This is a genomic window from Burkholderia sp. Tr-20390, from assembly GCF_017104595.1.
Classification (GTDB): Bacteria; Pseudomonadota; Gammaproteobacteria; order Burkholderiales; family Burkholderiaceae; genus Burkholderia.
The window spans coordinates 1-20,395 of sequence record NZ_JAAGPC010000157.1; the positions used below are offsets into that span (position 1 = coordinate 1).

The following is a 20,395-nucleotide window of genomic DNA, read 5'->3' on the forward strand; positions in this document are numbered from 1 at the left end:
TCCCGGCCGCGGACGGTACGCGCGCCACCGGGGCGCGCGGACGACATCAATCAGATCGGAGCGTTTTCAGGCGGGGCGCGAGGCTGCGCGAGACGGATGCCCTGGCGGGGAAAATCGGGAATGGCGGGCGCGGCCGCGCGATAGGCGAACGTCCGCACGAATCCCGGCAGGGCGGGCAGGCTCGACCCGAGCGCCACGTTCGCCGCGAAGCCGGGGCAGTACACGCAGTGCGGCACGCCGGCATGGTCGAACGACGACGTGTCGTGATCGCCGCCCGCCTGCGCGAGCACGATCTGGCGGGCGCCTGCTGCACTGCACAACTCGAGCGTGAGCTCGCCGGAGCCGCTCGACGCAAGACGCGCATAGCCGATGACGGGCGACAGTACGTTCAGTACCAGCGCCAGCCATACGAGGCCGATCCATCGCGTCGTTCGTTTCATCGCGGTCCAGAAAAAGTGCGCGCAAGTATAACAAGCAGCCCGATTGCCGCCGATTCCGCACGATGCAATAGTCGGCATCGCAGCACGCGCCAGAGCGCATGTGCCGTTAATACAACAGAGACAAAATCTAACGATTCGCCACTGGCATAAATCCAAGCACGAGGTTGATAATCATCGAACCTGCTGGAGAAATGACCATGGACGAAAGACCAACTCGCATGCCACCGCCGGAGCAAGTGATGAGCCCGGATCCGGAACCCGTCGGCGTGGAATTCCTCGCCGAATTGCCCGACCACGTGCGGGCATTCTTCGACGAGCAGCACAAGCTGTACTCGCCGAAGTGAACGCCTGTCCGGTTCTGTAACCGCCACGTGTCGATCCTCGCTATCGTGCGGTTCATCACTGCGCATCGCGCGCAATTCGCCTCGCACCCGGGCCGCAACAGCCTGACGGTGCCGGATCAGCTCGCCTGCTGATTCTCCGGTCGCTGCGCTACGCCGCGCGACTGTCTTCGTCTATCCTTCTGGTTTTCCACCTCCGGCCCGCCCGGCTCTCCCGATCGTTCCGATGAAGCAAGCCATTCGTGCCAGCCTCGCTGTCGCCGCGCTCGGCGTCGCCCTCTTCTCGTCCCCGCGCATCGCCAATGCAGACGGTGACGACACGGCCCTCACCAATATCGTCGCGCTCGCGTCGCAGCGCCTCGCGCTCGCCGAACCGGTCGCTCGATGGAAATGGGCGAATCACAAGGCAATCGAGGACCGGCCGCGCGAAGCGGAACTGCTTGTGTCAGTCGAGAAGCGCGCGGCACAGGCCGGCGTCGATCCCGCGTTCGCACGGACGTTCTTCGAGGATCAGATCACCGCGAGCAAGGATGTGCAGAATGCGCTGTTCGCGACCTGGCGCGCGACGCGGCCGCCGGAAGGCACGCCGCCCGATCTCGCGACCAGCACGCGCCCGGCGCTCGACCGGCTGACGCAGAAAATGCTCGCGGGGCTCGCGCAGGTTGCACCGCTGCGGGATGCGCCTGATTGCCAGGCGCGGCTCGCGCGCAGCATCGCCAACTGGAAGACGCTCACGCGCTACGACGCTACGCAAACGCAGGCACTCGACACCGCGCTGTCGCACGTCTGCTCGGCCGGCGGCGCAAGCGCGATCGGCTGACGACAGCGGGTGCGGGTCACGCGACCGCGCCTGATTAACCCGCCTGCGCCGCAGGTGTGAGCGCGGCGAGCGGAATCAGCTGCAGGCCGCGTGCGAGATGCGTCTGCAGCAGACGGTGGGTAAAGGGCTCGAACGCACCGTCCGTCCCGTCGGCCGCGAGTTGCGCGGCCGCGTCGAGCGACTCCGCCGCGCCGAGATAGCGCCAGCCGTCGATCACGTGAAACAGGCTGCGCTCGCCGCTCGCCTCGAATGCGACCGCACCTTCGAACGGCCAGGGCGCAGCGCCGGCACGGGCGTCGGCCGCGAGGCGCCGGTTGTATGACGGCCGCAGCCGGGCAATCCATTGCGCTTCGGCCAGCATCGCCCCCAACTCGTTGCCGGTCTCGCGCCATTCGACCCGCCGCACCTGCTGCGCCAGTCGCATTTCCTTCGACGAACGGCGCTCGCCCATCAGTAGCGCACGCAGCCGCTGCCGCACACGCACGCTGCGGCCAACATAGAGCGGCACATCCTCCTCCCCGAACAGTGCGTACGCACCGCAGCCGGGTGGCGCGGTATCGAGCCAGGCTTCGGTCAGGTCGCCGCCCAGACGGAAGTGGCGCGTCGTGCGCGCGATCTGGTCACGCAGCCGCTCGAGCGGCACGATATCGTGCAACAGGCGCCAGAACTGCCACAGCAGGTCCGCATCCGCCAGCGCCCGGTGGCGGGCAGCCGGCACGAGGCCGTGGCGCTCGATCAACGCGTCGAGGCCGTGCCGCGACTCACGCGGGAACAGCGCCTTCGACAGCCGCACCGTACACAGCACATCGGGATTGAACGCGAAGCCGGCGCGCTCGAATTCGGCCCGCAGGAAGCCCCGGTCGAAGTTCGCGTTGTGCGCGACGAAAAGCTTGCCGTCGAGCCGCTCGAACAACGCCGGCGCCAGCGACGCAAATGACGGCGCATCGCGCACCATCTCGTCCGAAATGCCCGTCAGTTGCTGGATGAACGGCGGAATCGGCTGCCCCGGATCGACGAGCGTCGTCCACGTCGACACGCCGAGCGGGCCGATTTCGACCACGCCGATTTCGGTGATGCGGTGTTCGGCGAGCGAGCCGCCAGTGGTTTCAAGGTCGACGAAAACGAGCGGCTGTTCGCTGGCGGGATCGGACGGACGGGGGGAATCTGACATGAAAAGACTGGGAAACGATGCTTCCGTGAGTATGCACCGGCATCCGGGTTCGCGGCCAGCCCGAACCGGAATGTTCCGCCCCCGTAAAACAAAAAGCCCCCGCAATGCGGGGGCCGGACGTGATCGGCAATGCGTGGCGCGTCAGACCGCCTGGATATTCGCTGCCTGCTTGCCTTTCGGCCCGACTTTCACGTCGAACGAAACACGCTGGTTTTCCTTCAGCGTCTTGAAGCCGTCCATCTTGATTTCGGAAAAGTGTGCAAACAAATCTTCACCGCCATTGTCCGACGTAATAAAGCCGAAACCTTTAGCATCGTTAAACCATTTCACGATACCGGTATCCATGTCTTCGTTCCCCACTCGATTAGATCCAAAAAAGCTATTTTTATAGCCGTTTCCCGAAATCCCGAAACATTGCGCCAGCACCCACACCAGCACGCCGCCCGAGGACGGAGTGCTGACTTTATAAATTGGACAATCCGGGTGCGTCAAGGAAATTTTTGACGATCGTTTTATCAAAAAAGAGCTAATACCACTGGAATCGGTACACCGGCGCCTTTGATTAATTGATTCGCATCAAAAACCTGTCAACCTTACCGGGATCGGACCATTAATAATCTTGCGCGAGAAAATCCTACCGGGGACAAATCGGCTCGGTAAATTCCTCGGGTTTTTTCCGGGTTGCGGAAACCCGAGGACATTGCGATGCTCACTTAACGTCGGAAGGAAGGAGAAGGTCATGTGGCTGGACGGAATCAAGCGCTTCGCGAGCCGGCTCGGACGCGTACACCGCAAGTCCCGCGCCCTGGCCGAGTCAGTGTCCTCGCGCGAAGCGCCGTGCGACACCGAATTCGATACGACCTGGCACGGCGATCACTGGCAGAACCTGCTCTCGTCGCCCCTCGATGCCCGTCACTACGTGATGGAAGACTGGACATACACGCCGCCCCCCAACGAATCCAAGGAGGCCGCACCCGCGGCCAAGCGCAAGCGGCGCTCGTTCGCGCAATAGCGCGCGGGCCGACAGGGCAAAAAAAAGCGCGACTGGGAAGTCGCGCCGACAAAGGTTTGGAGATCTTTTCCGTCAACGAAAAAGTCTGCTTCGGAAAGCAGAGATCGCAGTATAACGAGAGAACAACCTTTCATTAGCCATGCTCCACACAAACCTCTATTGCCGATGTGTCAATAATCGGATGACGGCCATCCTCGCCTCCTGCTGACCGCCTGTCGCGATCGCGCAACGCCCGTTCCGTAGTCCTGATCGCCATTTTTCTTCGCTGCACCGCCACAAACCCTTGATGGGCAACCGTTTGCGCCACATTGCCGATCTTTGCGGATTCCAAAATATACTATTGCTTAAAGCGCATTCCTCCCCCACTCCACGCACTCCGTACACTGCAGATGGCTTTTTGATAAGCGCACCGCCGCTCTGCCGGACCGGCCGCAACGTCAAGCACAACATGCCAGTCCGCAGCAGGTTCGATCGACATCATCCTGTTTGGAGACAGATCCATGAAAAAAACCCTGATCGTCACCGCGTTGTCGGGTGTATTCGTGACGGCAGCTCACGCCCAAAGCAGCGTGACGCTCTATGGCCTGATCGACGCAGGCATCACCTATACGAACAACCAGGGTGGCCACAGCTCATGGTCGGAACGCAGCGGCCAGATCAACGGCAGCCGCTGGGGCCTGCGCGGCACGGAAGATCTCGGTGGCGGACTGAAAGCAATCTTCGTGTTGGAAAACGGCTTCAACATCGCCAACGGCACGCTTGGCCAGAATGGCCGCGAATTCGGCCGCCAGGCGTTCGTCGGCCTGTCTCATGACCAGTTCGGCGCCGTCACCCTCGGTCGCCAATACGACAGCGTCGTCGACTACATCGGGCCGCTGTCGCTGACCGGTACGCAATTCGGCGGCACCCAGTTTGCCCACCCGTTCGACAACGACAACCTGAACAATTCGTTCCGGATCAATAACGCCGTCAAGTACACGAGCGTCAATTACGGCGGTCTGAAGTTCGGCGCGTTGTACGGCTTCTCGAACAGCAGCCAGTTCTCGAACAATCGTGCGTACAGCGCGGGCGTGTCGTACACCTATGCCGGCTTCAATATCGGCGCCGGCTACCTGCAGTTGAACAATGACATCTCGGGCCTCACGTCGGCGGCGGTCACCAACAGCGGCGGCGCGGTGGCCGGCGACAATACGTTCGTCGGCAAGCGTCAGCGCGTGTTCGGCGGCGGCCTGAACTACACATTCGGCCCGGCAACGGCCGGCTTCGTGTTCACGCAATCGCGCGTGAACCGGGCGCTCGGCATCTCCGCGGGGGCCTCGGGCGTGTCGAATGGGCTGGGTCTCGACGGCACGTTTGCCCGCTTCAACAACTACGAAGTAAACGCCCGCTACGCGCTCACGCCGGCCTTGTCGCTGGCCGGGTCGTACACATACACCGCCGGCTTCCTGGACGGCCGTCATCCGGGCTGGAACCAGTTCAACCTGCAAACCGACTATGCACTGTCCAAGCGGACCGACGTGTATGTGCAAGGCGTGTATCAGCGCGTCAGCACGGACGGCCTGGGCATCGGCGCCTATGTCAATGGCCTCGGTGGTGCTTCATCGACCAACAAGCAGATCGCGGTCACGGCAGGCCTGCGCCATCGCTTCTGAGCGACCGGCATTCCGCCGCACGCCGGATGACGAAGCGCCCCATCGGGGCGCTTTTTCTTTGCCGGGTTGCGCCGTGCGCTGTTCAGGCGTTGCCCGGCGCCGGGTAACGGACGTCGAGCACGTCGATCGGCTGCGGGCCGGCCGGCGTCATCAGCATGACGGTATCGCCGATCTTCGCCTTGATGAGTGCGCGCGCGACCGGCGAAATCCAGCTGACACAGCCGCGATCGAGATCGACCTCGTCGATCCCGACGATCGTGATCGTGTGATCCTCGCCGTCCGGTGTCTCGTAATCGACCGTCGCGCCGAAAAACACTTGGTCGACATTCTCCTGCCGGCTTGCATCGACGACTTCGGCCAGATCGAGCCGCTTCGTCAGGAAGCGGATGCGGCGATCGATCTCGCGAAGCCGCCGCTTGCCGTAGATGTAGTCGCCATTCTCCGACCGGTCGCCATTCGACGCGGCCCAGGACACGAGCCGCACGACCTCGGGACGCTCGACGTCGATCAGGTTCAGCAGTTCGTCCCTCAGCCGCTTGTGGCCGGCGGGCGTGATGTAGTTCTTCGCACCCGCCGGAATCGCGGGCTGGGCCTGGTCGAGATCGTCGTCGTCGCCGTCCGACTCTTTGACAAACGCCTTGTTCATGATGCAGATTCAACATGGATGACTGATGCTCCAAGGGTACACGAAGGGCGCCCCGGCAAGGTCATGGCACCTAATTTGCGAATAAGGCTTCCCTTTTTATACAACCCTGCTATACTTCCGCTTCTGCGTGCGGCTGTAGCTCAGTTGGATAGAGTACTTGGCTACGAACCAAGGGGTCGTGGGTTCGAATCCTGCCAGCCGCGCCACTTTTTTCGAGGGCCTTCCCAACCGAAGGCCCTTTCAGTTCGAAGCAGTAGAAGTCTTGTTGTTGCGTGCGGCTGTAGCTCAGTTGGATAGAGTACTTGGCTACGAACCAAGGGGTCGTGGGTTCGAATCCTGCCAGCCGCGCCACTTTTTTGGGAACCTTCCCATCGCAGAAGGTTCCGACAGTTAAGCAGTACCGTTTTGCGTGCGGCTGTAGCTCAGTTGGATAGAGTACTTGGCTACGAACCAAGGGGTCGTGGGTTCGAATCCTGCCAGCCGCGCCACCTTAAAAGGGCTTTCCTCCGGGAAAGCCCTTTTTCTTTTCCGCCGCCCTTTCCTTCCCTTGCTCAACGCACGGCAACGTACGGTCGCGTGACGCCCCTTTTCGGAAGAACGTCGACCACGCCGCACGTTCACGCCTCCGGCAGCACAAATGAAAACGGCGGCCATTGGCCGCCGTCGATCGCTCGCCCACACGGGCCGCGTCAGTAATCCTGACGCTCGCGCTCGATGCGCATGCCGCCGTCGTGGCGCGCATGCGCACCGTCGTCGGTCGAACGCTCGCGCATGATCCGCATCACGTCCGGATTGGTTCGCACGCGCCGCATCACGTTCGCGAGATGCACGCGGTCGCTGACCTGGATCACGAAGCGCAGCACCGTCGATTCGTGCGTCAGATCCTCGTCCATCGCGATATGCACGATGTTCGCGTCGGCAGACGTGATGTCCGCCGCCACGCGCGCAAAGATGCCCTTCGTGTTCTTCACGAGCGCCTTCACCGCGACATCGAACAGGCGGCCCGGCTGCGGCGCCCATTCGACGTCGATCCAGCGGCCCGGATCGCGGCGATGGATACGCTGCGCCACGCGGCAATCGGTCGTATGAATCGCCATCCCCAGGCCGATGCCGATGTAACCCATGATCGCGTCGCCCGGAATCGGCCGGCAGCATGCGGACAACTGCACGGACATCCCTTCGGTGCCGGTGATCACGACCGGCGGCGCGTGGTGCGCGGGATGCCGCTCGGACTTCGGCAGATCGTCGTCCGCATCGCGGCCGCTCATCAGCACCTCGATGCGCTTGGCCATCACCGCGGCCACGCGGCGGCCAAGGCCGATGTCCGCGAAGATTTCTTGACGGCTCTTGTTGCCCGTCCACTGCACGAGCTTCTCCCACACTTCCGGCTCGACATCGGCCAGCGCGAGACCATAGCCCTTCAGGCTCTGGTCGACCAGCCGCTCGCCCAGCTGCACCGATTCGTTCAGGCGCATCGTCTTCAGGTAGTGCCGGATCGCCGAGCGCGCCTTGCCGGTACGCACGAAACCGAGCCACGCGGGGTTCGGCTTCGAATACGGCGCCGTGATCACTTCGACGATGTCGCCGCTCTTCAGCTCGGTGCGCAGCGGCAGCAGCTCGTTGTTGATCTTCACGGCCACGCACTGGTTGCCGAGATCGCTGTGGATCGAATACGCGAAATCGAGTGCCGTCGCGCCGCGCGGCAGCGCCATGATCTTCGACTTCGGCGTGAACACGTAGACCGCATCCGGGAACAGGTCGATCTTCACGTGCTCGAGGAATTCGCTCGAATCACCGGCTTCGCTCTGGATGTCGAGCAGCGACTTCAGCCACTGGTGCGCGCGCTTCTGCACGTCGCTGAGATCCGCGCTGCCGTTCTTGTACAGCCAGTGCGCGGCGACCCCCGCCTCGGCGATCTCGTGCATCTTGCGCGTGCGCACCTGGAATTCGATCGGCGCGCCGAACGGGCCGACCAGCGTGGTGTGCAGCGACTGATAGCCGTTGATCTTCGGGATCGCGATGTAGTCCTTGAACTTGCCGGGCACGGGCTTGTACAGCGCATGCAACGCCCCGATGCACGTGTAGCAGTCGAGCGGGCTGTCGACGACGACGCGAAAGCCGTACACGTCGAGCACCTGCGAGAACGACAGCTGCTTGTCGCGCATCTTGCGGTACACGCTGTAGATGGTCTTTTCGCGGCCGGTGATCTCGGCGTCGATCTTCGCATCGGCCATCGCGCGCTGCGCGGCTTCGAGGATCTTGCTGATCACTTCGCGGCGGTTGCCGCGCGCGGCCTTCACGGCCTTCTCGAGCGTCGCGTAGCGATGCGGGTTGAAATTCGCGAAGCTCATGTCCTGCAGCTCGCGATACGTGTTGTTCAACCCGAGGCGGTGCGCGATCGGCGCGTAGATGTCGAGCGTTTCCCGCGCGACGCGGCGGCGCTTTTCCATCGGCACCGCGCCGAGCGTGCGCATGTTGTGCAGGCGGTCGGCGAGCTTGACGAGAATCACGCGCACGTCGCGTGCCATCGCGAGCAGCATCTTGCGGAAGTTTTCCGCCTGCGCTTCCTCGCGGCTGCGGAATTCCATCTTGTCGAGCTTCGACAGGCCATCGACCAGTTCGGCGACCTTCGGGCCGAACCGTTCGGCCAGCTCGCTCTTGGTCACGCCCTGGTCTTCCATCACGTCATGCAGCAGCGCGGCCATGACGGCCTGCGCGTCGAGCTTCCAGCCGGCGCAGATTTCCGCGACGGCGACGGGATGGGTGATGTAGGGTTCGCCGCTCTGGCGATATTGACCGAGGTGGGCTTCGTCACTGAAGTGGAACGCCGCCTTGACCTCTTTGATTTCTTCCGGAGGAAGATACTCGGCAAGCACGCCCGTCAGTTTCGCGATCGAAACGACGCCGTGCTTGCGAGGCTGCTCCGGTGTGGCGGTCGGCCCGAACAGATGCCGGAAGGACTGTTCGAGAACCGCGTCGATGTACTGGCGCGCAGGCGACTGGGCCGTGGCTTCGGTGGTCGAATCCGCGGAGGCGGACGATGGGGTGGTGCTCATATTCGCCTCCAGGTCGAGTCGTTGCGCGCGTGGATTACATGGCTGGAACGGGCCGGATGCGCGTTACACCGGCACCTTCTTCAGCATCTCGACGCCGACCTGGCCGGCAGCGATTTCGCGCAGCGCGACGACGGTCGGCTTGTCGCGGCTTTCGATCTTCGGCGTATGGCCTTGCGCGAGCTGCCGCGCGCGATAGGTGGCGGCGAGCGCCAGTTCGAAGCGGTTCGGGATTTGCTTCAGGCAGTCTTCGACGGTAATGCGAGCCATGTTGGTAATTCCTTCTGAATATAGTCCTTATTCTACCTTATGTCCCTCGTCCCCCGCGTCATTCCGCGTGGGGCAGATGGATGCCGAGCTCGATGAACAGCTCCGTGTGTCGCGCGTACTGCGAAGCAAAGCGCAGGCGCGTGGCCGCGACGATGCATTCGAGCTCCGCGAGCGCACGCTCGAAGTTCTCGTTGATCACCACGTATTCCGCTTCGGGCGCGTGCGCGATCTCGCTGCCGGCGGCCAGCAGGCGGCGCGTGATCACTTTCGGCTCGTCCTGGCCGCGCTTCTTCAGGCGCTCCTCGAGCGCGTCGAGCGACGGCGGCAGGATGAAGATGCCGACCGCGTTGCGGAACTGCTTCTTCACCTGCAGCGCGCCCTGCCAGTCGATCTCGAGCAGCACGTCGTGGCCGTTCTTCATCTGCTCTTCGATCCACACGCGCGACGTGCCGTAGTAGTTGCCGTGCACTTCCGCGCTCTCGAGGAATTCGTGCGCCGCGTGACGCGCGCGGAAATCCTCGACCGTCGTGAAGTGATAGTGCTGGCCGTCCTGCTCGCCCGGGCGCGGCTTGCGGGTCGTGTACGAGATCGACAGGCAGATGTCGCTGTCCTTCGACAGCAGCGCATTCACGAGCGTCGACTTGCCGGCGCCCGACGGCGCGACGACCATGAACAGGTTGCCGGGATAGACGCCGCCATGCAGCGAATGCGCGGCGTGTCCGTCGTGAGTGGATTGGGTCATGTTGCGTTACTCCAGGTTTTGCACTTGCTCGCGCATCTGCTCGATCAACAGCTTGAGCGCCATCGATGCATCGGCGAGTTCCTTCGCCGCCGCCTTCGAGCCGAGCGTGTTCGCTTCGCGATTCAGTTCCTGCATCATGAAGTCGAGACGCTTGCCGACGCGGCCGCCCTTCTCGATCACATGGCGCGTTTCGTTCAGGTGCGCGGTGAGTCGCGACAGCTCTTCCGCGATGTCGATCCGGATCCCGTACATCGTCACTTCCTGACGAATGCGCTCCGCGGCTTCCTCGCGCGTGACGATCGTCGAGCTGCCTTCGGGCGCCGCGAGGCCGAGCGCCTCCTGCAGCCGTTCGACGATCTTCTGCTGGTGCTTCGCGATCAGCTCCGGCACGAGCGGCGTGATGCGCGCGACGATCGCTTCCATCTCGGTGACGTTCGACAGCAGCATCGTCGCCAGTTGCGCGCCTTCGCGCGAACGCACGACGACGAGCTCGCCGATCGCTTCCTTGCCGCACGCGAGCACCGCCTCGCGGATCGCGTCAGCCGACACGCCGCTCTCGGCGATCACGCCGGGCCAGCGCAGGATCTCGCCCGCGCGCAGGCGGCCGACGCCCGGGAACGAGTCGAGCACCGAGCGCTCGAGCTCGGCGAGCTGGCCGAGCGCCGACTGGTTCAGCGCGCCCGCGCCGATGCTCTGCTCGCCGCGCTGCAGGTTGATGCGGATGTCGACCTTGCCGCGCGACAGCTTGTTCATCAGCATTTCGCGCAACGCGGGTTCGCACGCGCGCACGTCGTCCGGCATCCGGAAATTCAGGTCGAGAAAGCGCGAGTTCACGGTGCGCAGTTCGACCGACACGCTGGTGCCGCCGTTGCCGGTGGCCGTCGCGAGTTCGCGCGTCGCGCTCGCGTAGCCCGTCATGCTGTAGATCATGGTTCGTCTCGCCGTCTTTGTGCCCTCGCGGGCGGGGATATGTCGAGGCGCCCGGCGCATCGGAAAGCGCGGGGCGGGAAGCGCGCATTATCCCATTTTTGCGGACCACCCCGCCGGGCACGCCCGCCGTTCGGCGCTAAAATCGGGGTTTCCTCTCGTTCCGCGATTCCCACATGACGTCTTCCGTTTCCCGCCCGAGCGGCCGCCGCGCCGACGAACTGCGCAAGGTCGCCCTGACCCGCCACTACACGAAACATGCCGAAGGCTCGGTGCTGGTCGAATTCGGCGACACCAAGGTGCTCTGCACCGCGAGCGTGTCCGAGCGCGTGCCCGACTTCCTGCGCGACCGCGGGCAAGGCTGGCTGACCGCCGAATACGGGATGCTGCCGCGCGCGACGCATACGCGCAGCGACCGCGAAGCCGCCCGCGGCAAGCAGACCGGCCGCACGCAGGAAATTCAGCGCCTGATCGGCCGCGCGCTGCGCGCGGTGTTCGACCTCGAAGCGCTCGGCCCGCGCACGATCCACATCGACTGCGACGTGATCCAGGCCGACGGCGGCACGCGCACGGCGAGCATCACCGGCGCGTTCGTCGCCGCGCACGACGCCGTGTCGAAGCTGATCGCGGCCGGCAAGCTCACGCGCTCGCCGATCACCGACCACGTCGCCGCGATCTCGGTCGGCGTGTACCAGGGCGCGCCCGTGCTCGACCTCGATTACGCGGAAGATTCGCAGTGCGACACCGACATGAACGTCGTGATGACGGGCGCCGGCGGTTTCGTCGAAGTCCAGGGCACGGCCGAAGGCGTGCCGTTCTCGCGCGCCGAGATGAACGCGCTGCTCGACCTCGCGCAAGGCGGGATCGCCGAGCTGGTGCAGCTTCAGAAAGACGTGCTGGGCGCCTGACATGCCGGACGACCACACCACCGCGCCGCTGTCGCGCATCGTTCTGGCGTCGAACAACGCGGGCAAGCTGCGCGAATTCACCGCGCTGTTCTCGACGGTCGGCATCGAGATCGTCCCGCAGGGCGACCTTGCCGTGCCTGAGGCGGAAGAGCCGTTCGGCACCTTCATCGAGAATGCGCTGACGAAGGCACGCCACGCGTCGCGGCTCACCGGGCTGCCGGCGATCGCCGACGATTCGGGCCTGTGCGTGCGCGTGCTGCGCGGCGCGCCGGGCGTCTATTCGGCACGCTACGCGCAGCGCGCGGGCCGTGACAAGGGCGACGCGGCGAACAACGCGTATCTCGTCGAGCAGCTGCGCGGCGTCGACGACCGGCGCGCATACTATTGCTGCGTGCTCGCGCTCGTGCGCCATGCGGACGACCCCGAGCCGCTGTTCGCCGAAGGACGCTGGGCGGGCGAGATCGTCGACACGCCGCGCGGCGAGCACGGATTCGGCTACGACCCGTATTTCTACCTGCCGTCGCTCGGCGCGACGGCCGCCGAACTCGAGCCGGCCGTGAAGAACACGCACAGCCATCGCGCGCTGGCGCTGAAGGCGCTGCTGGCGCGGCTCGCGGAGGAAGCATGAGCACGCCTGATACCCGTTCGCCAGCGGAGGTCGCATGAGCCAGGCTGCGGAAACCGGCGCGCGCGTCGTCGCGACCTTCACGTCGCCCGGCCAGGTGCGGCTCACGTCGCTGCCGCCGCTCGCGCTGTACGTGCATTTCCCGTGGTGCGTGCGCAAGTGCCCGTACTGCGATTTCAATTCGCACGAGTGGAAGGGCGAACGGTTTCCGGAAACCGAGTATCTCGACGCACTGCGCGCCGATCTCGAGCAGGCGCTGCCGCTCGTGTGGGGCCGCCAGGTGCATACGGTATTCATCGGCGGCGGCACGCCGAGCCTGCTGTCGGCGGCCGGCCTCGACCGGATGCTGTCCGACGTGCGTGCGCTGCTGCCGCTCGACGCCGATGCCGAGATCACGCTCGAGGCGAATCCGGGCACGTTCGAGGCCGCGAAGTTCGCGCAGTTCCGCGCGAGCGGCGTGAACCGCCTGTCGGTCGGCATCCAGAGCTTCAACGAAACGCACCTGAAGGCGCTCGGCCGGATTCACGACACCACGCAGGCACGCGCTGCGGTCGAGATCGCCGCGAAGAACTTCGACAACTTCAACCTCGACCTGATGTTCGCGCTGCCGAACCAGACGCTCGACGAATGCCGCACCGACATCGAGACCGCGCTGTCGTACGCGCCGCCGCATCTGTCGCTGTATCACCTGACGCTCGAGCCGAATACGCTGTTCGCGAAATTCCCGCCGGTCGTGCCCGACGACGACGCGTCGGCCGACATGCAGGAATGGATCCACGCACGCACGGCCGAGGCCGGTTACGGGCGCTACGAAGTGTCCGCGTATGCGAAGCCGAATCATCAGTGCAAGCACAACCTGAACTACTGGCGCTTCGGCGACTATCTCGGGATCGGTGCGGGCGCACACACGAAGCTGTCGTTCCCGAACCGGATCCTGCGGCAGGCACGCTACAAGCACCCGGCGACCTTCATCGAGCAGGCGATGGCCGGCACGGCCGTGCAGGAAGAGCGTGAAGTCGGCGCGCGCGACCTGCCGTTCGAGTTCATGCTGAACACGCTGCGGCTCGTCGAGGGCTTCCCCGTGCACAGCTTCGCCGAACGCACGGGCCTGCCGATGAGCACGATCGAGCCGGCGCTGCAGGAAGCGGAACGGCGCGGGCTGATCGCGCGCGATTTCGCGCAGATCGCGCCGACGCCGCTGGGCCAGCGTTTCCTCAACGACCTGCAGGAATTGTTCCTGCGCGACGATTGAAGGGATGAATCACGCGGCATTTCGGTTACAATGCCGCCTCGTGTGGAAGCGTGGCCGAGCGGTTTAAGGCACCGGTCTTGAAAACCGGCGACGGGAAACTGTCCGTGAGTTCGAATCTCACCGCTTCCGCCAGGAAGTTCGCCAAACCCCGTCCATTCACCGAATGACGGGGTTTTTTGTTGGTCCGCGCACGCCCATCCCCCACGTTCCGACGCGTCACGCCGGATGCCGTTACAATCCGGCGCTCCGATTCGCGAAACGGGAAACCCACGTCATGAAGCCCTTCATCGTCTCGTCGCTCGCTGCACTGCTGGTTGCCGTCAGCACGCCGGCGACGGCCGACACCGCCGCCGGCGGCGACGCGCAAGCGTCGTGCGCGATCGCCTACGTGACGGGCGTCGGCGGCTCGCCGCGTGGCCTGAGCGAATACCTCGCGAGCCCGTCGCCCTACAACTACGTGAAGGACAACGACCTCCAGTGCAAGGTGGGTGACGATGGACGCACGTCGAACTGCACCGGCGTGACCTACCTCCGGAACGAACAGGTCAGCGTATACGACGATTCCGATCCGGCGACGCTGACCGTCGTGGCGCGCGTGGAGCTCGACCACGGCCAGAAATACCCGGTGATCATCGTCGTGCAGCGCAAGGACGCGCGCTGCAAGCAATGATGCGGCGCCGCGCGCGAGCCCGTCCGCCGAAACGGCACGGGCGTTCGCGCCGGCCCTCGCACGGCACCTGAGCGGCGGGCACCGGCAGCGGCACGCCATTACATCGCAACGTGCCGGAAGCCACCCTCCCGGCCGGCCGCTCGATCACCTAGAATTCGATCAACACGGCGACACGACCGCCGCCGCGTACTCGATGCCGCGCGCGCCACCCCTGCGTGCGGCACACGGAGATCGCCATGACCGAACTGTCGACACCGGCGGAACACGTCGATTACGAAGGCTTCGAGATCCATGTCGTGCCGGCCGTCGCGCCCGGCAGCGACACGCGCTACACCTACACCGGTTACGTGTGCCATCCGGGCGCGAATCCCGCCTTGCCCGGCCACGCGGTGCCCTTCCATGCGGACGGCGAGGAAAGCTTCGCGAGCCTCGATGAAGCCGTCCACGAAGCCGTGCACATCGGCAAGAGCATCATCGACGGCACGCACCCCGACCTGTCGATCCTGTCACTCGTCACGCACGGCTTCTGAACCGGGCCGCACGCATCGCCGAAGATGGCGCGGGCGCGCCCGTGGTGCTGCCTGCAGCGACCCGCTGCGCTCGCGCCGGACCCTCGCCACGCGCCGGCGTGCCAGTCGCGTTCCTCGTGTTTCTTTCAACCTTGCAACACGCACGCCGCGATGCACGGGTGCGGCAGCCACGCGAGCGTACTGTCACATGTCACGTCACATCGCGCTGCGCGAGCACACGCCTTCTCGTCATCAGCGCTCGCATCATCCGGCATCGCCCGTTATGCGTTTCTCCCGATATCGGCTCGCGTCCGTGCGCCTATCATTTTTTTATAGTCACTTCCGGCTAGCCTCCCATGCGCCCCCTTCCCCGTTTGCATGTCGACCGGTTGCGTGCAGTTGCACTGGCCGTCGTCGCCATGCTCGCGGCGTGCACGATCACGCCGCCTCCGTCGCTGCACTCGATCCTGACGATTCCGTCGATCACCCGCAGCGGCAACCTCGACCAGTACCGCGTCGAAGTCGCGCACCGTGTCGCCGAACGCAATCCGTCCGGCATGCTGCACGGCATACCCCAGGCCATGCTCCGCTCGCTCGTCGTCGTGGCCTTCACCGTCGATGGCAGCGGCCGGCTCGTCAACGCGTCCGTCTATCGCAGCAACGGCGACAGCGAAGCGGAAGCACTCGCGCTCGCGTCGCTGCGCCGCTCGGCGCCGCTGCCGCCGCCACCGTCGCGACTGCTCGACGGCAACGGCCGGCTCGAACTGATGGAAGGCTGGCTCTTCAACGACGACGGCCACTTCCAGTTGCAAAGCACCGCGTCGGCGCAGGCGCAATCGATCGACTGAGCGGTCGCCGCCCCGCGATTGCCGGTGCGCGGCGGCGCTGGCTATAATTTTCCGCAATCGCGCGGCCATCACGCCGCGCGCGCGTTCGCGCGCCCCACCCGGCATGCGAGCCGACCACGCCGGCACCGGGCGGCGGCGACATACCCGTCTCCATCGTCGACCGGCGGGTGACGTCCGCGCCACGGCGCGCGTCCACGCCGCCACCGCATCATCCGCTCGGCTGCCCCCGGCAGGCATCCGCCTGCCCGACCGCACGCTCAGCCGACCGCCCCAACGACAAAACGGAGACATCCATGTCCGCATCCCCCCCGACCGTTGCACACGCAACCGGTTCGGCCGGCGCCGTCAGCCACCGGCGCATCGTGTTCGCCAGCTTCATCGGCACCGCGATCGAGTTCTACGATTTCTACGTGTATGCAACGGCCGCCGCGCTCGTCATCGGCCCGGTGTTCTTTCCGCACGGGTCCGCGACCGCACAGGCGCTGTCCGCCTTCGTCACGTTCGGCATCGCGTTCATCGCTCGCCCGATCGGCTCGTTCCTGTTCGGGCACTTCGGCGACCGCATCGGCCGCAAGTCGACGCTCGTCGCATCGCTGCTCGTGATGGGCGTGTCCACCACCGCCATCGGCTTCGTGCCCGGCTACGACGCGATCGGCGCGCTCGCGCCAGTGCTGCTGTGCGTGCTGCGCTTCGGCCAGGGGATCGGCCTCGGCGGCGAATGGGGCGGCGCCGCGCTGCTCGCGACCGAGCACGCGCCGCAGGGCAAGCGCGGCTGGTTCGGGATGTTCCCGCAGCTCGGGCCATCGGTCGGCTTCCTGATGTCGAACGGGCTGTTCTTCGCGCTCGCGCTGTCGCTGTCGGACGAGCAGTTCCGCAGCTGGGGCTGGCGCATCCCGTTCCTGGTCAGTGCGGTGCTCGTCGCGCTCGGCCTGTACGTGCGGCTCAAGATCACCGAAACACCCGCGTTCCAGGCCGCGCTCGATCGCAACGAGCGCGTGCGCGTGCCGGTCGCGACGCTGATCACGCAACACTGGCGGCCGACGCTGCTCGGTGCGCTTGCGATGGTCGTCTGCTACACGCTGTTCTACATCTCGACGGTGTTCTCGCTGTCCTACGGCGTGTCGGCGCTGCATATTCCGCGCCAGAGTTTCCTCGGCCTGCTGTGTTTCGCGGTCGTGTTCATGGGACTCGCGACGCCGCTGTCCGCGTGGGCATCGGACCGCTTCGGCCGCAAGCCGGTGCTCGTCGTGGGCGCGATCGCCGCGCTGCTGTCGGGTTTTGCGATGGAGCCGCTGCTCGGTAGCGGCTCGATGCCGCTCGTCGCACTGTTCCTGACGATCGAGCTGTTCCTGATGGGCGTGACGTTCGCGCCGATGGGCGCGCTGCTGCCGGAGCTGTTCCCGACCAACGTCCGCTACACGGGCGCGGGCGTCGCGTACAACCTCGGCGGGATCCTCGGCGCGTCGATCGCGCCGTATATCGCGCAACTGCTGGCGGCGCGCGGCGGGCTGTCGTGGGTCGGCGGTTATGTATCGGTTGCGGCGGCAATCAGCCTGATCGGCGTGCTGCTGATGCGCGAGACGCGCGACGCATCGCTCGTGTGAGACTCCGGGGCGACCCGGGTTGTGCGGCGACCGGCGCTGCCTATACTCGATCCTGGGTGCGCCGCTGCGCGCGCCCGGGATCCCGCCCCGAAGGAGCCGCCGCCATGAACATCCGCCTCGGCAATGCCGATCTCGTCCTGATCCTCGCGCTCGCGCTGGGTGGCGCGATCCTGCTCGCGATGCGCTTCCGGCCGCAGACCTGGCGCGGCCTCGTGTTCGAGGCGCTGCTGGCGAATCTGGCGGCCGTCGCCGCCGTCGTCACGGTCGAGGCGCTGCTCGCCTGAACCGGCACACCCCGCTTCGTCAGGCGGTCATCCGCGCGCGCAGCGCGCCGTAGGCCGGGCTGACCGTACCGATCGCGTCCAGCGCCTCGTCGACCGACGGCATCATGCCCGGCTCGCCGATCGACAGTGCATTCGGCGCGCCGCCGATCCCGCAATGATGGCGCGACGTCGCGACGAAAATCATCACGGTCGGCCGCTGCAGCGCGTGCGCCATGTGTACGAACCCCGTATCGACCCCCACCACGAGCGCAGCCCGGCCGAGCGCGGCGCCGAGCTCGCGCACCGTCATCGCGGGCAGCACGACCGAACCCGGCGCGCGTGCGGCGATGTCCTGCGCATCGTCATGCTCGGCAGCCGATCCCCACGGCAACAGCACGCGTAGGCCACGCGCCATCATCTGCGTGGCGAGCGCGGCCCAGTGGTTGGCCGGCCATTTCTTGTCGGGGTTGGACGTCGCATGGAACAGCAGCATGAATGGGGCGCCATCGGTCACGGCGGCCGGCAGGTTCACGTCCCGCGGCGGGACGATGCCGTACGTGGCCATACCCTCGGGGGCGTAGCCGAGCGCCTCGCCGGCGCTCACGCGCATCCCGTGCCACGCGTCGCAGTCCGGCCGCGGGCCAAAACGATGCGAATACGCGAAGCGTGCGCCCGTTTCGCCGAGATCCTGCGTCTGGTAGCCGACGCGGCGCGCGGCGCGCGCGAGCGCCGAAATAATCGCGCTCTTGTAGACGCCGTGCAGGTCGATCACCGCATCGTAGCGATGCGCCCGCAGCGCGCCAATCGACGCCGTGATCGCCTTCAGGTCGCCGCGATTGCGCATCTTCTTGAAGCGGCGCAGCGGCGCGCCCAGGACACGGCTGACGCCCGGATGCCAGCGCACGACCTCCGCGCACGATTCATCCACCGCCCAGTCGACCGTTATGCCGGGAAAGGCGCGATGCAGATCCGCGACGACGGGTAACGTCTGGACGACGTCGCCGAGCGACGTCACTTTCACGATGAGGATACGTTTCACGATGTGTGGGGATAGGCAAGCCAATTTGGCATGCTAACGATGGTTACCCATCGCGAACATTACGCTAACATTACTTTTGCAACAAAATGCATCTCGTTGGTGGACTATTGTCGCACCCCGCACGCATGCCGTTCTTTTTATAATTCGATCTTTGCCTACCGGCCCGCGTCGATGCCACGCCCCGCTCTTCCCGCCCTGTTTCCCGCTCTTACCCGTCGTTCGCTGAGGATCTGGCGCCAGTACGGCGTGTTCTGGCTCGGTGCGATCGTCGTTGGCCTCGCGGCCGTGCTCTACGCGCGTCTGATCGACTGGGGTTACGAAACCTTCCGCACGATGCGCGATCACGCCGCGTGGCTGCCGCTGCTGCTGACGCCGGCCATCGCCGCGCTGTCGGTATGGATCACGCGGCGCTTCTTCCGCGGCGCCGAGGGCAGCGGCATCCCGCAGGTGATCGCGACGCTGCATGCGCGCCCGAGCGCGTTCGGCTCCCGGCTGCTGACGCTGCGCATCCTGTTCGGCAAGGTGCTGGTGTCGTTCCTCGGCATCCTGGGCGGCTTCACGATCGGCCGCGAAGGGCCGACCGTGCAGGTCGGCGCGGCGCTGATGTTCAACCTGCGACGCTTCTACCCGCGCTCGAACGCGCAGATCGAACGCCAGCTGGTGCTCGCCGGCGCGGCGGCCGGGCTGTCGGCCGCGTTCAATACGCCGCTCGCCGGAATCGTGTTCGCGATCGAGGAACTGACGCGCAGCTTCTCCGCGCGCGCGAGCGGCGTGCTGATCACCGCGATCATCCTCGCCGGTGTCGTCGCGCTCGGGCTGAACGGCAACTACACGTATTTCGGCACGATCGATGCCGGCCCCCATTTTCCGAAACTGCTCGCGCTCGCCGTGCTGGTCACCGCGATCGTCACGGGGATCGCAGGCGGCCTGTTCTGCTGGCTGCTGCTCAACACGGGACGCTGGCTGCCAGCGCAGCTGCTGGGCCTGTATCGCGAGCGGCCGATCACGTTCGCCGCGCTGTGCGGCTTCGCGATCGCCGTCGTCGGCCTCGTATCGGGCGGCACGACCTTCGGCAGCGGCTATGCCGAGGCGCGCGGCCTGCTCGACGGCAGCCAGCATCTGTCGGTGTTCTATCCGTTCCTGAAGATGATTTCGATGGTGGCGTCGTACCTGCCGGGCATCCCGGGCGGGATCTTCGCGCCGTCGCTGTCGATCGGCGCCGGGTTCGGCAACCTGTTGCATCTCGTGTTCAGCCACATGAGCCTGCCGATGCTGATCGCGCTCGCGATGGTCGGCTACATGGCGGCCGTCACGCAGTCGCCGATCACGTCGTTCGTGATCGTGATGGAGATGATCAACGGTCACGCGCTCGTGATTTCGCTGATGGCCACCGCGCTGGTGTCGAGCCGCGTGTCGCGCTTCTTCGCGCCACCGCTCTACGAAACGCTCGCCCTGCGCTATCTCGCGCCGCCCGTCACGGCCGCCGAACCGGCTGCGGCAACCGCCGCGAGCGCGGCGGCGGCGGGTTTCGTGGCGGCGTGCGTGCTCGTATCGTCGGTCGGTGCGTCGGCTTCGGTGCGCGACGGCTTCGTGCTGTCGCGCC

22 protein-coding genes and 4 tRNA genes are annotated in these 20,395 nt (G+C 65.6%); 17 read left to right on the forward strand and 9 right to left on the reverse strand.

The window, feature by feature from the left end; genetic code table 11:
- Nucleotides 1–50 precede the first annotated feature (50 nt).
- Nucleotides 51–440 (reverse strand): DUF2946 domain-containing protein, encoded by a 390-nt coding sequence (locus G3N98_RS30245; RefSeq protein ID WP_206150273.1) that lies wholly within the window; start codon nucleotides 438–440, stop codon nucleotides 51–53.
- Nucleotides 441–679: 239 nt separating this feature from the next.
- Between G3N98_RS30245 and G3N98_RS30250 the strand changes: the two genes are divergently transcribed.
- Nucleotides 680–784, forward strand: coding sequence for a chorismate mutase (locus tag G3N98_RS30250; RefSeq protein WP_162269111.1), 105 nt, complete (start codon nucleotides 680–682; stop codon nucleotides 782–784).
- A gap of 223 nt (nucleotides 785–1,007) precedes the next feature.
- Entirely contained in the window at nucleotides 1,008–1,601 is a 594-nt protein-coding gene (locus G3N98_RS30255) for a chorismate mutase (protein ID WP_175241069.1), read from the forward strand.
- A gap of 34 nt (nucleotides 1,602–1,635) precedes the next feature.
- Here G3N98_RS30255 and G3N98_RS30260 read toward each other — a convergent pair whose 3' ends face one another.
- The gene (locus tag G3N98_RS30260; protein WP_206150275.1) at nucleotides 1,636–2,772 is read right to left on the reverse strand and encodes an exonuclease domain-containing protein; all 1,137 of its coding nucleotides are present in this window, start codon (nucleotides 2,770–2,772) and stop codon (nucleotides 1,636–1,638) included.
- Between the two features lie 141 nt (nucleotides 2,773–2,913).
- Nucleotides 2,914–3,117: a cold-shock protein gene (locus tag G3N98_RS30265; RefSeq protein ID WP_011351289.1), complete on the reverse strand. Its 204-nt coding sequence runs from the start codon at nucleotides 3,115–3,117 to the stop codon at nucleotides 2,914–2,916.
- Between the two features lie 394 nt (nucleotides 3,118–3,511).
- Between G3N98_RS30265 and G3N98_RS30270 the strand changes: the two genes are divergently transcribed.
- Both G3N98_RS30270 and G3N98_RS30275 read left to right on the forward strand, forming a co-directional pair.
- Nucleotides 3,512–3,784, forward strand: coding sequence for a hypothetical protein (locus tag G3N98_RS30270; protein ID WP_089424750.1), 273 nt, complete (start codon nucleotides 3,512–3,514; stop codon nucleotides 3,782–3,784).
- A 500-nt stretch (nucleotides 3,785–4,284) separates the two neighbouring features.
- Nucleotides 4,285–5,436 (forward strand): porin, encoded by a 1,152-nt coding sequence (locus G3N98_RS30275; protein WP_089472336.1) that lies wholly within the window; start codon nucleotides 4,285–4,287, stop codon nucleotides 5,434–5,436.
- 82 nt (nucleotides 5,437–5,518) lie between these two features.
- Here the strand turns inward: G3N98_RS30275 and greB are convergent, their stop codons facing one another.
- Nucleotides 5,519–6,082: a transcription elongation factor GreB gene (gene greB, locus G3N98_RS30280; RefSeq protein WP_089472335.1), complete on the reverse strand. Its 564-nt coding sequence runs from the start codon at nucleotides 6,080–6,082 to the stop codon at nucleotides 5,519–5,521.
- Nucleotides 6,083–6,211: 129 nt separating this feature from the next.
- Between greB and G3N98_RS30285 the strand changes: the two genes are divergently transcribed.
- From G3N98_RS30285 to G3N98_RS30295, 3 genes are all read left to right on the forward strand, one after another.
- Nucleotides 6,212–6,288 (forward strand) — tRNA-Arg (locus tag G3N98_RS30285).
- Nucleotides 6,289–6,356: 68 nt separating this feature from the next.
- Nucleotides 6,357–6,433 (forward strand) — tRNA-Arg (locus G3N98_RS30290).
- Nucleotides 6,434–6,493: 60 nt separating this feature from the next.
- Nucleotides 6,494–6,570, forward strand: a tRNA-Arg gene (locus tag G3N98_RS30295).
- A 201-nt stretch (nucleotides 6,571–6,771) separates the two neighbouring features.
- Here the strand turns inward: G3N98_RS30295 and G3N98_RS30300 are convergent.
- The 4 genes from G3N98_RS30300 to G3N98_RS30315 all read right to left on the reverse strand — a co-directional run bounded on the left by G3N98_RS30300 (nucleotide 6,772) and on the right by G3N98_RS30315 (nucleotide 11,077).
- Nucleotides 6,772–9,138, reverse strand: a complete 2,367-nt coding sequence (locus G3N98_RS30300; RefSeq protein ID WP_089424747.1) for a bifunctional (p)ppGpp synthetase/guanosine-3',5'-bis(diphosphate) 3'-pyrophosphohydrolase — start codon at nucleotides 9,136–9,138, stop codon at nucleotides 6,772–6,774.
- A 63-nt stretch (nucleotides 9,139–9,201) separates the two neighbouring features.
- Nucleotides 9,202–9,405, reverse strand: a complete 204-nt coding sequence (gene rpoZ, locus G3N98_RS30305) for a DNA-directed RNA polymerase subunit omega (RefSeq protein ID WP_006025620.1) — start codon at nucleotides 9,403–9,405, stop codon at nucleotides 9,202–9,204.
- 58 nt (nucleotides 9,406–9,463) lie between these two features.
- Nucleotides 9,464–10,147, reverse strand: a complete 684-nt coding sequence (gmk, locus tag G3N98_RS30310; RefSeq protein WP_089472333.1) for a guanylate kinase — start codon at nucleotides 10,145–10,147, stop codon at nucleotides 9,464–9,466.
- A 6-nt stretch (nucleotides 10,148–10,153) separates the two neighbouring features.
- Nucleotides 10,154–11,077 carry a YicC/YloC family endoribonuclease gene (locus G3N98_RS30315; RefSeq protein WP_206150276.1) on the reverse strand — a complete coding sequence of 308 codons (924 nt, stop codon included), beginning with the start codon at nucleotides 11,075–11,077 and terminating at the stop codon, nucleotides 10,154–10,156.
- A gap of 173 nt (nucleotides 11,078–11,250) precedes the next feature.
- Here G3N98_RS30315 and rph point away from each other — a divergent pair, with 173 nt between their 5' ends.
- The 9 genes from rph (at nucleotide 11,251) to G3N98_RS30360 (ending at nucleotide 17,774) form a co-directional block, all read left to right on the forward strand.
- Complete coding sequence (gene rph / locus G3N98_RS30320; RefSeq protein ID WP_089472331.1) at nucleotides 11,251–11,982, forward strand: ribonuclease PH; 732 nt, start codon at nucleotides 11,251–11,253, stop codon at nucleotides 11,980–11,982.
- A gap of 1 nt (nucleotide 11,983) precedes the next feature.
- Nucleotides 11,984–12,610 (forward strand): RdgB/HAM1 family non-canonical purine NTP pyrophosphatase, encoded by a 627-nt coding sequence (rdgB, locus tag G3N98_RS30325; protein ID WP_039343391.1) that lies wholly within the window; start codon nucleotides 11,984–11,986, stop codon nucleotides 12,608–12,610.
- 34 nt (nucleotides 12,611–12,644) lie between these two features.
- Nucleotides 12,645–13,859 (forward strand): radical SAM family heme chaperone HemW, encoded by a 1,215-nt coding sequence (gene hemW / locus G3N98_RS30330; RefSeq protein WP_043181762.1) that lies wholly within the window; start codon nucleotides 12,645–12,647, stop codon nucleotides 13,857–13,859.
- A gap of 44 nt (nucleotides 13,860–13,903) precedes the next feature.
- A tRNA-Ser gene (locus tag G3N98_RS30335) sits at nucleotides 13,904–13,991 on the forward strand.
- A 142-nt stretch (nucleotides 13,992–14,133) separates the two neighbouring features.
- A complete protein-coding gene (locus tag G3N98_RS30340) occupies nucleotides 14,134–14,529 on the forward strand; it encodes a hypothetical protein (RefSeq protein ID WP_206150277.1) in 396 nt (131 codons plus the stop codon).
- Nucleotides 14,530–14,765: 236 nt separating this feature from the next.
- On the forward strand, nucleotides 14,766–15,059 hold the full coding sequence (locus G3N98_RS30345) for a hypothetical protein (RefSeq protein WP_089472328.1): 294 nt from the start codon (nucleotides 14,766–14,768) through the stop codon (nucleotides 15,057–15,059).
- Between the two features lie 335 nt (nucleotides 15,060–15,394).
- The gene (locus G3N98_RS30350) at nucleotides 15,395–15,886 is read left to right on the forward strand and encodes an energy transducer TonB (RefSeq protein ID WP_089472327.1); all 492 of its coding nucleotides are present in this window, start codon (nucleotides 15,395–15,397) and stop codon (nucleotides 15,884–15,886) included.
- 293 nt (nucleotides 15,887–16,179) lie between these two features.
- Nucleotides 16,180–17,490 (forward strand): MFS transporter, encoded by a 1,311-nt coding sequence (locus G3N98_RS30355; RefSeq protein WP_174931162.1) that lies wholly within the window; start codon nucleotides 16,180–16,182, stop codon nucleotides 17,488–17,490.
- A 104-nt stretch (nucleotides 17,491–17,594) separates the two neighbouring features.
- On the forward strand, nucleotides 17,595–17,774 hold the full coding sequence (locus tag G3N98_RS30360) for a hypothetical protein (RefSeq protein WP_039343411.1): 180 nt from the start codon (nucleotides 17,595–17,597) through the stop codon (nucleotides 17,772–17,774).
- A 19-nt stretch (nucleotides 17,775–17,793) separates the two neighbouring features.
- Here G3N98_RS30360 and waaC read toward each other — a convergent pair whose 3' ends face one another.
- Entirely contained in the window at nucleotides 17,794–18,792 is a 999-nt protein-coding gene (gene waaC, locus G3N98_RS30365) for a lipopolysaccharide heptosyltransferase I (protein WP_206150278.1), read from the reverse strand.
- A gap of 171 nt (nucleotides 18,793–18,963) precedes the next feature.
- On the opposite strand from waaC, the gene G3N98_RS30370 reads away from it, so the two are divergent.
- Nucleotides 18,964–20,395: chloride channel protein (locus G3N98_RS30370; protein ID WP_241026150.1), on the forward strand; the 1,432-nt coding region annotated here is incomplete at its 3' end.

Coding starts and splice junctions, on each gene's coding strand:
- G3N98_RS30245 (WP_206150273.1), bottom strand. CDS start 440: ATGAAACGAACGACGCGATGGATCGGCCTCGTATGGCTGGCGCTGGTA.
- G3N98_RS30250 (WP_162269111.1), top strand. CDS start 680: ATGAGCCCGGATCCGGAACCCGTCGGCGTGGAATTCCTCGCCGAATTG.
- G3N98_RS30255 (WP_175241069.1), top strand. CDS start 1,008: ATGAAGCAAGCCATTCGTGCCAGCCTCGCTGTCGCCGCGCTCGGCGTC.
- G3N98_RS30260 (WP_206150275.1), bottom strand. CDS start 2,772: ATGTCAGATTCCCCCCGTCCGTCCGATCCCGCCAGCGAACAGCCGCTC.
- G3N98_RS30265 (WP_011351289.1), bottom strand. CDS start 3,117: ATGGATACCGGTATCGTGAAATGGTTTAACGATGCTAAAGGTTTCGGC.
- G3N98_RS30270 (WP_089424750.1), top strand. CDS start 3,512: ATGTGGCTGGACGGAATCAAGCGCTTCGCGAGCCGGCTCGGACGCGTA.
- G3N98_RS30275 (WP_089472336.1), top strand. CDS start 4,285: ATGAAAAAAACCCTGATCGTCACCGCGTTGTCGGGTGTATTCGTGACG.
- greB (WP_089472335.1), bottom strand. CDS start 6,082: ATGAACAAGGCGTTTGTCAAAGAGTCGGACGGCGACGACGACGATCTC.
- G3N98_RS30300 (WP_089424747.1), bottom strand. CDS start 9,138: ATGAGCACCACCCCATCGTCCGCCTCCGCGGATTCGACCACCGAAGCC.
- rpoZ (WP_006025620.1), bottom strand. CDS start 9,405: ATGGCTCGCATTACCGTCGAAGACTGCCTGAAGCAAATCCCGAACCGC.
- gmk (WP_089472333.1), bottom strand. CDS start 10,147: ATGACCCAATCCACTCACGACGGACACGCCGCGCATTCGCTGCATGGC.
- G3N98_RS30315 (WP_206150276.1), bottom strand. CDS start 11,077: ATGATCTACAGCATGACGGGCTACGCGAGCGCGACGCGCGAACTCGCG.
- rph (WP_089472331.1), top strand. CDS start 11,251: ATGACGTCTTCCGTTTCCCGCCCGAGCGGCCGCCGCGCCGACGAACTG.
- rdgB (WP_039343391.1), top strand. CDS start 11,984: ATGCCGGACGACCACACCACCGCGCCGCTGTCGCGCATCGTTCTGGCG.
- hemW (WP_043181762.1), top strand. CDS start 12,645: ATGAGCCAGGCTGCGGAAACCGGCGCGCGCGTCGTCGCGACCTTCACG.
- G3N98_RS30340 (WP_206150277.1), top strand. CDS start 14,134: ATGAAGCCCTTCATCGTCTCGTCGCTCGCTGCACTGCTGGTTGCCGTC.
- G3N98_RS30345 (WP_089472328.1), top strand. CDS start 14,766: ATGACCGAACTGTCGACACCGGCGGAACACGTCGATTACGAAGGCTTC.
- G3N98_RS30350 (WP_089472327.1), top strand. CDS start 15,395: ATGCGCCCCCTTCCCCGTTTGCATGTCGACCGGTTGCGTGCAGTTGCA.
- G3N98_RS30355 (WP_174931162.1), top strand. CDS start 16,180: ATGTCCGCATCCCCCCCGACCGTTGCACACGCAACCGGTTCGGCCGGC.
- G3N98_RS30360 (WP_039343411.1), top strand. CDS start 17,595: ATGAACATCCGCCTCGGCAATGCCGATCTCGTCCTGATCCTCGCGCTC.